Consider the following 15,185-nt stretch of genomic DNA (forward strand, 5'->3'; position numbering starts at 1 on the left):
CACTCACATCCGCAATACCATGATCACTTGCCGTTACTCCGTACCATTCTATGGTATTTCCTGAAAATTCAAATTCTGCATAACTATCCTTAACTGTTGTATCACAGGATTGTGAATTTTCCCGGACAGTCCAGTTTCCGGTGCGGTTAACAGCATCGTCGTTTCCTTTTGTAATCAATGCATACTCTGCTTTTTCCAATGACTTCTGTGCTTCATTCAATGCTTTTGCCAGTGCATCTGCCTTGTCCTGGGTCAGTTCTTTTGATTCCAGGGCATCTTTTGCATTCTTTAAAGCCTTTTGAAACAGGTACCAGCTGTCTTTTGTATAATTTTCGTTTGTTATGAGATCTGCTGCGGCTATTGCCTGATTCAGGGTGTCTTTATTTACGACATTCTCGTGGGGATCCAGATTCAGACTGTATTCCAGAGATTTTCCCAAATCACTGTGAACGGTAAACTCTACGCTTCCTGCTTCTTTCATTGTATCCGGCAGTACAAATTTAAATCCTGCCCTCTTACCCTGGGCCTTTACCTGATTTACAAAGAGATCTTTCCCATCCAGTTTCACCCGGATTACTGCCTGTGAATTGGTTGTAACTCCTGCTGCAGTAACATTTACAATTCTGGTATTTTTATCATAACTGATTCCCATAGTATTATCCTGGGTATCTGGATTAACCGGTACCTTTTCCATCTCGGTTCCCTCTGCTTTAATCCAGGTATTATATGCAATTGCTTCATCTGTTGAATTTGTTACCATGATCTGAAGTACCTTATTGCCTATATCCTCAGGAAATGTATAACTTCCCTTATAATTTTGTGTTTCTCCTCGCTTTATAACAACCGGATCATCCTTGACACTGATGAGCTTCAGCCCTTTTTCAATATCATACAGAAGATAAGATACTTTTCCCTCTATATCTGATGTGCTTTTATTTTTCAGATCCATCACGTTTTGGAAGGTTTCTCCAGAACGAGGTTCTAAAACTACTGTATTATTTGCATATTTCATCTGTGCCGGGTCAGTAAGCACGTTTAAAATATCCTTTTCTTCCTGATATACATGAAATGCATCTACAATCATATATACACCGGATTTTTTCTCACCCCGAAGTCTATAATTACCTTCCGGTAATATTGGTGAAGTATACACAGTCTGTTGGTAGAGACGGCTGTTATCTTTACAGCTGATCGTCTTTCTTTCTACTTCTTCTCCTGTGTCTGCATTGGTAAGAATCATCTCGATATCACCCTGATCCGAGTATTTTCTCGTTATATACTCTATTTTAGTTCCGCTAAATGCCACTTCAAACCATGCAGAATCAGCTTGTTTAATATCCGGGAATGCACACACGGTAGATCCCTGGTCATCACTCTTCCTGGAATCAAAATACCATCCGTTTTGCGTATATAAGTCTGTGGAAACCTGGGTGCTGTATGTTACTTCCGGGTCGTTGCAGTCAATATACCTGGATTCTCCTTCTGTCTTGTGATAGCTTAACGTCTGCATACTGTTTGTCCGGTGAATATCCAGTATAACCAGTGCATTGGGCTCTAATTTGTTTAACTCTGCAAAAAACGATTTCTTGTCGTTCAGAGCTGTTCCATTAACGGATTTGACGATGTCACGCTTCCGGTATCCCAGTGCATAAGCCTCACTGTCTTCCGGTACCTCTTCAAAGTAAATTCCGTTGTAATCATTAGAGGCAGTGGATGAAATGATATTGTCATCGATTCCCGTTACCGATGCACCTTTCCACTGCTCTCTCTGCAGGATGTCTGAACCGCCCGAGCCAGAATCAATTTTTGCATAAATCGGAGCCTTACACGGACATTCCGGTTTTCCAAACTGATCCATGGAAAAATTTTGAAAATCTACCTTCTCCATGCCTTCCTCATTTAATACCGTGTAATCATTACCTCTGGCATTTTTAAATTTGGGATCCACATCGATCAGTGCATTTTTATCATAATCATTCTGTGCCTTGTTCGCATGATACCAGGAAGGAAGATTGATCTCTGCACCAAAATCATAGTACCAGTTTTTATCTACTGCATATTCTGCCTGTTTAAACCTGTTTTCATCCACCACTGCAAATCCGTATGGTGTTGTATTTGCCACGATGTTACTGTGGATTTCATCTCCTGCCTCTTTATAGGAAACATGTATCTGGAATTGTCCGTCCAGGATAATATTATTATATACTTTCCGGTCAAAACCTTCCCTTAATTTAATTCCCAGCCCCAGACAGAGATTGTTGTAAATCTCGTAATTGGATGAACCGTCATCTAAATCGATTCCCCAGGTGTGGGCTGCATTGGAATCATGCTGGAACCGGTTATCATGAATCTTATTGGTCTGATATGCATCAATCCGGGCCAGGTCATATACCTTTGCGTCCTTTTCATAATTTCTTATCAAATCTCCGCTTTCACCGCTTGCATTATATTTTGGTACAGACCAGAACCGGTCTCTTCCCCAGGAATTAAACGGACCGTGATCGGTAGTCTCTAACTGGGCGTTATATACATCATTATAAGCAATCTCATGTCCGCCGAATGTTCCATCATTTACATTGATACAGGATCGGGCACTTTTGTGAATCGTATTGTGGAGAATTTTTATCCTGCTGCTGACCGACAGATTCACACCACAGGACTGTTTCTCGAAAATCCCCAGATTCTCCATATGATTATTAGTAATCTCAATATCTCTCGGATAGTCTTCTGTTGCTGGTCCTGCCTTCTCCGGAAAATCAACGCTGGTCTTATGTACCTGCAGATCCGGATATAAAGCATGCTCCCAGAATGACGCTTCATAAGCAGACTTTGGATCTCCCACTACCTGAACAGCTGTCGATCCAATATCTATAAATTCATTGTTATTCACAATATTCCGGTCGTTGTAACCATACATGAAAATTCCATTTCCGCCCATGTGGTTAAAGTTTGAATTCACAACCTGAATATTCCTGGCATTTTCTATATAGACCGCACCTGCTTTTACTACACACCAGTCTCCCCTCATCAGAGGAATGTATTCTTTGCCTTCCTCATTAACAGTAAACATGGTTCTTTTCGTGCCAAAATAGGTAAATCCGTCCAGCGTAATATCACTTACCGGATGCTCACTGTCCTCGCCTTCTATCCTGATAATATCTGTATTTACCGCAGCTTCAACAGATACATCATTTAAATCTATCCCCGCCTCGGGATAAACGTAAAGTTTTCCTTCTTTATTATCATAATACCATTCTTTTGATGCATCCAGTTCTTCAAATACATTTTCAATCATGACCGCATTGTCTTTCATTCCATTCCCGCGGTTGTTGTCACCTACCCACTGGTAATCCAGACCCAAAGCATTCGATGTATTTTTGCCTGTGATAATATAATCATTACCGCCCCATCCATTGCTGTGGATAGCACGGATATATCCGCCGGCAGGATCATCGTAATTTTTAACCCGGGATTTGATATTTGCTCTTGTAGTTGCCCCTTCTAAAGGAAGCACTCCAGGCGTTGCATCCGGATATCTCGCCAATACCTGTTCTTCCTTATCCAGAAATAATTTATCTATTCCAAGGTTCGGATCCACTTCAGCCACCTTTATATTCGGATTGCCTTCATAATCAGTCCAGGTTAACTGATCAAATGTTGCCGCTCCGCTTAGTTCCACAGCCTCTCCATTATAATTCTGAAAGGTAATACCGGAATCCTGTGCGGTCAATTCCAATGTATCTGGAAAGAAATAGGTGCCTCCCCTTACCAAAACCGTCGTATGCTCCTGATTCTGTTCTCTGGCAGCATCTCTGGCTCTTTCAAACGTAGCAAATGGTTTTCCCAGTGTACCATCTCCCGTCTTATCATTACCATCCACTGCCACATACAGAGCATTCCCGGCATTCTCATTCTCCCGGGCATGTACTACACTTCCCTCAATCCCCGGCAGCCCCATACCGGTTGTTGTCATCATAGCTGACGCCAACAGCAGTGCTATTAGTTTTTTACTTCTCCTTTTCATATCCTATCCTCTCTTCTTCCTGTTTTAAGCGTAATTGATTGTTCCTGATACAAGTTCATTATATCCTTCTTCTATCTGCTGTTTAATAAAGTATCTTCCACAAAAACACAACTTTCTTCCACACTTTCACCACTTTCCGTCTTCTGGTAACCTTTGCAGTTCCAATTATCGTACCATTCTCATATATTCCCTGGGCGTCTTTCCCGTGTATTTTTTAAAGATACTGCTGAAATACTGGGGATTCTCATAACCTACTGCCTCTGAGATTTCGTATATTTTCATTGAGGTATTCTCCATCATGCCTTTGGCTTTTTCAATCCTTTTTTTAGTCAGTGCTTCTATAAATGTGTCACCTGTATAATGTTTAAACAGATAACTAAAATGACTGACACTAACTGCGAGATATCCACAGATCGAATTTAGCGATATATCCGCATTCTGATAATGCTTGTCTATGTAATCGTGGGCTAGCATGACCTGGCGCTGATAATATCCGTCTTTTTCCAATGCCAGTGCTTTCCCCGTTTTTATACAAGCTTCCCTGAGATGCCGCTCTACGCATTCCAGATTTTCGTCCTCATATATGGCAACCTGCAGGCGTTTCATTTCATAACGTATCCCGCTGTCTTTTACCTGTATTTCATCCATCAGATTCATAAGTGACACCATCATATTCTGGACATTGATCGTGCATACTTTTTTCGATACACAGGATGACTGCAGATCTCTGATAAAAGCCGAAAGTTCCCCGATCAGACAGCCCTCGTCATTTTTCTTGACTGCGAGAGTAATTCTGGCAATCCATTCCTTCATATCAATACTTTTCTCACCCCTGACATTTCGAAAATCCCTGGCAAAATAAATCTCTTTCTGTTTTGATAAAAAACGGTATTCCAGTACATCCCCTGCACTTTGAAAGGCTTTTCCCAGAGCTGTAATTACCTCTGCAAACTCTCCGACACCAAATACAACATCCAGTTTCAGGAAGGCCTCAATATTCTGTTTTAAACGCCTGCAAATTTCCAGACTCTTAAAATCTAATTCCCTGGGTCCGTCAGCTCCCAGTATAACAACTGTTCTGGATGCTTTATCCTGAAATACTACCCCGTTTCCTGACTGTCCCATAACTTCTTCAGAGACATTTAATATTGCAAACAGCGCCAGATCCCTGTTATCCTGAAAGGAACTCCTGCTAAATACCGTATCGTCTCTGGCTTCAATCAGAATCACCGTGAAATATTTCCCACAAAGACAGATATCCATCTCCTTCATTTTTTGTTCTATCCCCTCATTTATTATCTGACCAAGCAGCAGACGGTTCAAAAACTCCCTTTTCAATATCTGGCGGCTGTTGTAATAAGCCCCCCTTATCTTTTTCATATTGGTCAGCCATTGATTTTCATAATCCAGATTCTGCCTGATCTTCGTTAACGTGTCTGACAGTTCATATGCACTGATTGGTTTTAATATGTATTCAATCACCTTATACCTGATTGCCTGTTTTGCATATTCAAACTCGTCGTACCCGCTGATAATTACTACTTTTATCCCGGGATAATTCTCATATACAAATCGTGTAAGGGCGATTCCATCCATATGAGGCATCCGGATATCCGTCAAAAGCAAATCCGGAGGTGTTTCCTGTATTGCCTCCACTGCCTCCTTTCCGTTCCTGCATGTTCCAATCAACCGAAATCCCAGTTCTGACCAGTGCACATTGTCACGTACCGCTTCCCTGATCAGAACCTCATCATCTACCAATAATACCTTATACATTTTTCCTCCCATCCCATGGTTTTTCAAACCCGTTTTATAACTTCTGCTGTGTGTAAAGTACAATTCCATCTTAACTTAACAAATCTTATTTTTCGTTTCAGATCTTCTTTAAAAGGTTTGAAATCTTACGGACTTTTATTGGATACATTTTATCAATTCTTCCTCTTCCCTTGAACCTGATATTCTACGAATCTTCCTGAAATTCTACGATTTTTACAAGAACTCATTTTATCCCGGTTTTCTGTCTCTCAAAATACAAAAATGCCTGTACAGCAGGAAATGTACAGGCATATCGTTTGAAACTATTATTATATTTTTTCTAATGGTATTTGTATTTCTGTGAGGAAATTACCACTGTTTTTCTCATTCCATGGTCCGCGATGGACAATCTGTCTGCTTTGTCCCAGCATTTTATACTGGCTGTGTTCTTCCAGCCAGCCTGCAAAGGAAAGAAATACACCTGAAATATTTTCAAAAGATCCGTAGACCATAGTGCTTGCCATGATTGGTACGGGTTCTATATTCCGAAATGTAAAGCCATCTTTATCCTTATCCATCCGTGAGACAGGTGCACATATTTCAATATCCACATTTTTTTCTCTGTAATCGCTATCATGATAAATAGCAAACGTATTGCTAGAAACCGAAATCTTATTCTCCGCTGCAAAAGCGGTCATTTCTTTCCACAACTGACCTTCCGAATAATAGGAAGGAACAACCCGCCTTAAAGAAAGCACCTGAGCGCCAGGAACGGATTTTATGGAAACATTGTAATGTATCTCTATTTTTTCCTGACGAATATCTTTTTTTGCCTGCTCTATTTTGGATAACTTATCCTGTTCAGCTTTAATTGTGCGTTCGATTTCCTGACGTTTGTTATCAAGCTGGTTTACAATAAAGTTATCATCCCACTGGCTGAGTGCAGCTGCAATGTCCGAAACATGAAATCCTAAATCCCGCAAAAATACGATTTTGTTCAAAGTAGAAATCTGATCAGCAGAATAGAATCTGTAATTAGTAAAATGGTCGGTTCCCGCTGGTTTTAACAAGCCTGTCTCGTCGTAATACCTTAACATTCGGATGGATACCTGCGTTAGCTTTGAAAACTCGCCTATTTTAAACATTTATATGCCTCCTGTGCTTTGTGCTTACTCTGTCTGCCCAATCTTCTGATTGCCGATGCGGTACTGCTCTAATTTTGCCATCACCTCATCTTCCCCCTGTCCCAGAACCAGATCCGGTATTAATTGATAACCTCTGTATTGCGTCATATCCTGTGACGGCGGATCTTCCGCATAAAGATGTTCCATCTGGGCAATTACCGACTTGACAAATGGATCTGTTACCTCTACATTACGATTAGCCGGTATATATCCATCTTCTAAGTGGATAGACTGTATCTCTACGCTTGTATATACTTTGATTATCTCAATTGCTGCGTCAATATTTTTACAATTTTTCGGAATAAAAAGCGCATTATCTCCGGAATGATTGGCATCTGTATCCCCAATCTTGGGCCATGGCACAATAACTGCCTCAATTCCACATTTTTTTGCAACCCTTGCCGTCGCCTGTGCTCCTGTTCCAATCTCCGTGATCATCGCAGTTTCCCCTGCCATAAATCCCGCTTTTATTTCATCTACCCGTGCAGTAACCGCCTGCTCTCCGGGATACATATAGTTCTTATCATATAAAGATTTGATCGCCTGCAATGTTTCCTTTGATTCTTTCCCATCAAGAGGTAAACCGCCTTTTACGTATAAATCATGAGTTCCACTGCTTAAACTGGCTGAGAGCATTCCATTGCGGTAAAGCCAGCTTCCATGTCCCATATCGCTGGCATTTGCAAAAGGATATATGTCCTGCCTTTTTATCTTTTCACATGCATTTTCAAATTCTTCATATGTCCAGGATTCCGGTATTGTTATACCTGATCTGTTTAGGATTTCCTTATTTGCAAGGATTACCGGAAAATTTGATTCCCATGGAACTGCCAGAATTCTGCCATTAATACATGCCTGCTTAAGAGCACTGGGGCGAAACTGTGACTTCCAGTCCGGATCAGCATCCAGATAAGGTTTTAAATCCAATGCCATACCATCTAACAATATGATACCTTTCATTTCAAAATTATAGATATCACACGGTTTTCCGGAAATTATTTCTCTGCGCACTATTTTTTCCTGATTTTGCCACTCCGCCGGAAGTGTTTCTATCGTGTATTTATTACTAAACTTTTCCTGCAGCTTTTCCATCATACGGTCACTGGATGTATACTCCAGAACTTTACCGGAAAACCGAATCTTTTTAATTTCGGTTTTTCCATTTAACTGCGTTTCCTGCCGCTCCGATACCCCGCAGCACCCCAGAAGCATGGCTAAAATAAGCGCTGATGATGCCAGTACCATAACTTTTTTCTTTCTCATAATAACATCACTCCGAATCTATTACTACCACACAAGAGCATACACTCCGGACGGCACTACCTGGGTATTCTAACCTCCACCCGAGTTCCCGCATTCTCCCTGGAACGAAAACGGATACCGTAATCATTCCCATATTTCATTCGCAGTCTTTCGTCGATGTTTTTCAGTGCAAATACATTTTCACTCTGCTTTTCATCTTTTAAACACCGGTTTATCTCCTCAGCGTTGGTTCCAACACCATCATCCTCTACGGTATACAACATTGCCAATTCTTCTTTTTGAATCTTCACCCATATCCTGCCGCCCCCTACTTTCTTTTCCAGTCCGTGGACAAAAGCATTTTCTACCAGCGGCTGCAGGATCAGTTTCTGTACCCTGCAATCTTCCAGTTCCGGATCCACCTGGATTGACACACGGATTCTTTCTCCAAACCGGTTTTTCTGAATCAGAAGATAACTTCTTAAGTGTTCCACTTCCTGCCTTACCGTTACCATCTCACTCCCACGATTCAACGCATGCCGGAAGACATCCGACAGTGCTTCCACCTGCTGGGCGATTTCATCATTGTGGTCAACAACCGCCATCCATCTGATGGAATCCAGCGTATTGTACAGAAAATGTGGATTAATCTGGCTCTGCATATATTTTAGTTCTATTTCTTTTTGCTTAATTTCATTTTTATACTGTGTCTGAATCAGGTTGTGGATATACGCAACCATACCGGCAAGATTCCTGTTCAGAGTTCCAATTTCATCCTCACTTTCATCATAAATTCCTATTTGAAACCGCTCACCGGTAAATTCTCCGGTTTCTCTGGAAAGCTCCTGGATTGGCTTAATCATAGTTTTTTTCTGCACCGTATAAAATACTGCCCCGAATATCAGCGTGAGCATAATGCACAGTAATATCGTGTAATAAACTGCATTGCCGCTTTGCAATAATTCCCGGGGATCATCGATTTTTATTATATTCCAGCCTGCATCATCTATCTTGTAATAGGAAATGATAACATCTCCTTTTTTAGAATATCCTGCTTTTGCCTGAGGCAGTTCTCCATAACCCAGCTCCTTAAAATCTCCGCCCAAACTGCCGGTCTCCGAAGAAGAAAGAATTCTGCCATCCCGGTTCACAATAAAGATCCTGCTTTTTTCTGAGAGAATACCCCTGTACTGTTCCCTGAAATATGCTTCATCTACGGTAATACGTTCATAGGCTATGACCTCCATAGTCCGGATATCATTAATCGCCCTTAGCAGATACATTTTCTGATAAGGCGCATTATAACTGATGGTTTCTCCCTCATGCAAGGTTGTCCACATCGGTAATCCACTTAATTCCCTTAACCTGGGTATCATTTGTTCATCTTCCTTCAGAACATAATCCCCATTCTGCAAAACCACTGCTCCGGGTTTAAAAACAGATATACTTTTAATATTTCTGTGAGATTCCATCTCAATCCGTATCCGATAAGAAAGGTCCGCTCTCAGTTTTTCCAATTCCTCTGTCTGTTCTTTTTCACCATACATTGTAATGATTTGCTGGATTTGCTCATCTGCCGCAATATTCAGGGAAAAATTTTCCACATCACTGATTAAACTTTCCAGGCCGGCTTTTGTCTGCTTTAATATTTCCAGATTGATATCACATGCCTTAGTATTGAGACTGCTGCGAAGCTGAAAAGTCACAATCATTAATAAGAGTAACAACGGAATAACCAAAAATATCATAAGGCTGAATATAAATTTCTGGCTGATTCCCAGATTCTTCAACTTACTTATTAAACTACTCATAATCTCCCTTTTTCTTTCGAAATTCCGTAGCGGAACAGCCTTCCAGCTTTTTAAATACTGCAGAGAAATATTTTTCATCCCGAAAACCCACTTTCCGGGCTATCTCCGCATTTAAATCTACCGTAGTTTCCATCAGCCTTTTTGCTTCTTCTACCCGATATTTATTCAGATATTCCGTAAAAGATATTCCCATCTCCTTTTTAAAAAGATAGCTGAAGTAATTTTTTGATTTATTTACATAGGAAGAAATGGAATCTACCGTGATTTCATCACTGTAATTCACAGTGATGTAGGATAATGCTGTAATTACCATTCGATTAAGAGACTGTTCCTTATTGCTTGAAACACCGGTTAGTATCAGGTAGTAAAAATTTAATATCCACTCCTGATATTGTTCCAACGTCAATAAATCCGGTATCACCAGAATACTCTGTCTGTTTTTCTCCAGCACTGCCTCTACATCCAGCCCGCTGCTTTTCAGCGTATGAAACAAAATCTGCATGAGATTCAGACACGTCCCTTTCACAATATCATAGGATGTTATTTTTAATTCACTCATATTGCGAAACTGCTTTTTAATATACTTTTCTGCCCCTGCATACCGGTAACCTGCAATACAGAGGCGCAGATGCCCTGTCTCCCCCAGAGTGAACATGGTCTCACTCTTTTTTCTTACATCTTTCTGATCAATTAATACACTGCAGCCCAGATATAACCGGTGATTCAGTAGCTGCTCTCCGGCTTTTACAGCCAGATGCAGATTCTTTAAAGGCATAATTCCCGCCGCACCGCCTGATATTCCACAACTGTCTGTCTTACGCAGGTCTCCATTTATTCTGCGTAATACATTGCCCATCTGAAATATTACCTGGTCCCTGGATCTTCTGATATCCATTAAAGTAAACCATACCAGTTTCTTTCCCCAGCTTAATAAATATGTATTTTCCTTCCCGTTTTTCTCCTCATTGATAAGCTGTTCTCTGGCATATTCACAGCTTCTGGAAATATCATTGCTAATCCTGCTGTCAAAGCCGAACACAATACAGAGGATATTTTTATTTAATTCGCATCCTGTATACTCCTCCAATAGTCTTTCATAATTTTCGTCCGATTCTCCTGCTCCGTCAAAACATGCTTTAAGCCTCTGTTCCAGCATACCCTTTCTCTGTTGTGCATCCTCCTGTATCCTGCTTTGTATTTCTTCCATGATCTTTTGTATCAGCCCCGTAAGCTCATTGATTTTAATAGGCTTTATCAGATATTCCACTACACCGATATTAATCGCCTTTTTTGCATAATCGAACTCCGAATATCCGCTTAATATAATAACGTGAATATCCGGATTCATTTTTTTAGAAAATTCAGCCAGATCAAGTCCTGTCATTCCCGGCATCCGTATATCTGTAATTAGTATCTGAATCTTCTCCCTTTCTAAAATCGTAATCGCACCTGGAGAATCTTCCGCTGTCAACACTCTGGTGATCCCGAAATCCTTCCAGGGTATCCCTAACTCAATCCCTCTTCGTATCTGCATCTCATCATCAACGATTAATAATTGTACCTCCATGGTCTGTCATCTCCCGACCTGAAATTTCCTGGCATGTGCCAGCATCTGACTCCATTTTATCATGTATAACAGCATGTAACAATATAAAAAGGACTACAGAATATAAAAAGCCAGGCTTCTTACATTCCATAGTCCTCAATTACCAATTTCTTTATTTAATCACTACTGCCATCTTGTCCATCTGTTTGAAATGTCTTTCAAAGGAATCGAAATCATACGTCTCTACTTCCCGTAACGGATCACATACAGTGACGGTCTCATTATTTAAGTCAAATCCGCTTAATACCATACAGTGTTCATTGCCAGGCCAGCGCAGCAGCTTGCCGTCAATTTCCCATTCGTCTGTATATTCAATATCTACATCGATATTCATAGAGCCCCAGATAATAACCGGATTTCCAGCTCGGATCTCATCAAATAAATCTTCCAGTTCTGTGCCGCTGACATCATACGCACGCTTTGCGCTGTTCTGTTCTGTCAGATACTTATTAGCTGTTCTGACAATTACCGGTGCAAAGCATCCATAAGAATCTTCTTCTCTTGGATTTCCAAGAAATGCATCTTCATAACTATTTACACCCGGTCTTCCCTTGGTGAGATAGTTGTCCGCAAGATCTTCTTTATCAATATCATAGCCTTCATAATTAAGTGCCATAGTCAGTGATGTAATCTCACAGCCTGTGGGCAGTTCCGGAAGCTGACTAATCGGTTCTACATAAAGCATTTCCGATTCTGTCTTAGCTGCTGATACAGCGGAATCATCGTTAACGTCTGTCTCGGTTTCGCTTTCTGATTCCATCATCTTTTCTGTAGCAACCGTATTATAATTATTAGAAACCTGTGCGGTTCCCGCTGTCTTCTGTTCATTCACCGGAGAAGTAATATTCTTATCCTGATTTGTTCCTGCCTGGAGACTGCTTTGTTTTTCTGCTCCTGCATTTGTTTCTTTTGTTCCTAATGTGACATTTTCCTGATATGTTCCCTGATTCTCACTCTCTCCTGTCCCACGAGCGTATATCATCACCAGGCAGCCACTGAACAGCAAAACTTCTGCTCCTATGACAAGTGCAATCTTAGTAAGCCTTTTGGTAAATTTATTTTTCTTCTTCATCATAATTTCTATAATACCACAATTTTCTAAAATGTGGTATCTATTTTTGTAAAAAAAGTATGAACTTTTGTGATGTCCAAACTATTTTACAATTTCCAGATCTCCTCATTATATTGCCTGATCGTCCTGTCAGATGAAAAATAGCCTGCTTCGCTGATATTTACCAGCATCTTTTTAGCCCATGCCATTCTATCTTCATAATCCGTAAACGCTTTATCTTTTGTCTCAATATAATCATTGATATCCAGAAGTGTCATAAACCAGTCTTTATGAATCAATTCCTGATGAAATCTGCTTAAGTTTTCTTCACAGCCAATCTTTATCATCTCTTTGCTCACAATAAAATCCACCATTTCTCTGATGGCTGCATCGGTATCATAGAGATCTTTTGATACATAATCGGCTTTCTCGTAATGGGCAATGACTTCTTCACTTGATTTTCCAAAAATATAAATATTGTCATCACCAACCAGCTGGTGAATTTCCACATTAGCCCCATCTTCAGTACCAAGGGTTACGGCTCCATTTAACATGAATTTCATATTTCCGGTTCCGCTGGCTTCCTTGGACGCCAGTGATATCTGTTCAGATACATCGCAGGCCGGAATCAGTTTAGACGCTTTGGTTACATTATAGTTTTCCACCATTACCACGTTTAAGTATGGTCGAACACTGGCATCCCTGGAAATCATTTCCTGAAGGCATAAAATAAGATGAATAATATCTTTTGCTATCACATATGCCGGAGCAGCTTTTGCACCAAAGATCATGGTAATCGGTCTCTTTGGAAGTTTTCCTCCCTTTATTTCCAGATATTTGTGAATAATATAAAGCGCATTCATCTGCTGTCTTTTATACTCGTGCAGACGTTTGATCTGAATATCATAGATGGAATTTTCATCAATTTCTATCCCCTGAGTTTCTTTCAGATACTCCTTTAATGCTGCTTTGTCTTTGTTTTTAATCTCCAGAAGGCTTTTTAAAACTTTTTCATCTTCTGCAAATTTGCGTAATTCTTTCAGACAGTCCGCATCCTCTTTAAAGCCTTCTCCGATAAGTCCGCTAATCAGTTCTGTCAATTCCGGATTACAATGCATCAGCCAGCGGCGGAATGTAATTCCATTTGTCTTATTATTAAATTTTTCAGGATAAATATCATAAAAATGCTTCAATTCAGATTCTTTTAAAATCTGTGTATGAAGAGCCGCAACCCCATTTACGCTGAAACCATAATGAATATCCATATGTGCCATGTGTATGCGGTTGTCTTTGTCAATAATTGCTACTTTTTCATCCGTATATTTTTCTTTGATTCTTCTGTCCAGTTCATCTATAATCGGAAGCAGATGTGGTACGGCTTTTTCCAGATAGTATCTTGGCCATTTTTCCAGAGCCTCAGCCAGAATCGTATGGTTGGTATATGCACACGTTTTGCTGACAATGCAGATGGCTTCATCCATTGGGATCCCTTCTTTTATTAACAGGCGGATCAATTCCGGAATTACCATAGAAGGATGGGTATCATTTATCTGAACCACTGCGTGTTTGTATAAATCATGAAGGCTGTAGCCATTATCCCTGCATTCCCGGATAATCAGCTGTGCTGCATTACTGACCATAAAATACTGCTGGTAAATACGAAGCAGCTGTCCCTTTTCATCACTGTCATCCGGATACAGAAACAACGTCAGATTGTGAAGGATATCATTTTTATCAAAATGAATCCCCTCTTCTACAATGGATTCATCCACTATGTCGATATCAAATAAATGCAGTTTATTAGCGTGGTTATGATATCCGGTTACGTCAATATCATAAAGGCTGGAAATCAGCTTAAATCCTTTGAACGGAACTTCAAAATGCGTATCTGTCTTTGTCAGCCAGCTTTGCTCTGTAATCCAGGGATTTGTCAATTCTTTTTGCTTATTATTTTCAAAAATCTGGCGGAACAGTCCATAATGGTAATTCAGTCCGATTCCATCGCCATTTAAGCCAAGGGTTGCAATCGAGTCTAAAAAGCAGGCAGCCAGTCTGCCCAGTCCGCCATTTCCAAGGGAAGGTTCCAGTTCTGCTTCTTCTATCTGTGTCAGATCTTTTTTATTTTTGCAAAGAATCTCTTTTACCTGGTCATACAACCCCAGATTAATCAGGTTATTGGATAAAAGCTTTCCAATTAAAAATTCTGCTGATATATAATACAGTTTCTTTTCCCCACTGTTTTTACCTGATTTTTTTATGTGATTCTTCGTAAGTTGTAAGAGTCCAAGATAAATTTCTTCATCAGAGCATTCTGCAATTGTCTTTTGAAATTTTTCTTCCAGGTATCCGTTTAATTCTTTTTCTAACATTCTATTACCTCCTGATTCATAAATGGCTCTCGTAATTTTCATATTATTTTTTTTCGAAACTTTTCGAAACTTTTCATTGCCATATTATCATTTTTATGGTATATTGTCAATATAATTTTCGAACTGCCAGAAAGTTCGTTACT

The 15,185-nt window shown here is 40.1% G+C and carries 8 protein-coding genes; all 8 read right to left on the minus strand.

Annotated elements, in window-relative coordinates; genetic code table 11:
• Nucleotides 1-4,024 (minus strand): hypothetical protein (locus tag RHS_RS30460; protein ID WP_395021689.1); only part of this gene is annotated, 4,024 nt, incomplete at its 3' end.
• Between the two features lie 165 nt (nt 4,025-4,189).
• Entirely contained in the window at nt 4,190-5,800 is a 1,611-nt protein-coding gene (locus RHS_RS07355; protein ID WP_395021691.1) for a response regulator, read from the minus strand.
• Nucleotides 5,801-6,108: 308 nt separating this feature from the next.
• Nucleotides 6,109-6,924 carry a MerR family transcriptional regulator gene (locus tag RHS_RS07360; protein ID WP_047832788.1) on the minus strand — a complete coding sequence of 272 codons (816 nt, stop codon included), beginning with the start codon at nt 6,922-6,924 and terminating at the stop codon, nt 6,109-6,111.
• Nucleotides 6,925-6,948: 24 nt separating this feature from the next.
• Complete coding sequence (locus RHS_RS07365; RefSeq protein ID WP_047832789.1) at nt 6,949-8,226, minus strand: ABC transporter substrate-binding protein; 1,278 nt, start codon at nt 8,224-8,226, stop codon at nt 6,949-6,951.
• 56 nt (nt 8,227-8,282) lie between these two features.
• A complete protein-coding gene (locus RHS_RS07370) occupies nt 8,283-10,016 on the minus strand; it encodes a sensor histidine kinase (protein WP_047832790.1) in 1,734 nt (577 codons plus the stop codon).
• Nucleotides 10,009-11,583 carry a response regulator gene (locus tag RHS_RS07375; protein WP_047832791.1) on the minus strand — a complete coding sequence of 525 codons (1,575 nt, stop codon included), beginning with the start codon at nt 11,581-11,583 and terminating at the stop codon, nt 10,009-10,011. Before RHS_RS07375 ends, RHS_RS07370 begins: the two co-directional genes overlap by 8 nt.
• A gap of 151 nt (nt 11,584-11,734) precedes the next feature.
• Entirely contained in the window at nt 11,735-12,697 is a 963-nt protein-coding gene (locus RHS_RS07380; RefSeq protein ID WP_081998837.1) for a C39 family peptidase, read from the minus strand.
• Between the two features lie 83 nt (nt 12,698-12,780).
• Complete coding sequence (locus tag RHS_RS07385; protein ID WP_047832792.1) at nt 12,781-15,042, minus strand: glycogen/starch/alpha-glucan phosphorylase; 2,262 nt, start codon at nt 15,040-15,042, stop codon at nt 12,781-12,783.
• Nucleotides 15,043-15,185: the final 143 nt, after the last annotated feature.

It is taken from the genome of Robinsoniella sp. RHS, assembly GCF_001029355.1.
Taxonomy (GTDB): Bacteria; Bacillota; Clostridia; order Lachnospirales; family Lachnospiraceae; genus Robinsoniella; species Robinsoniella peoriensis.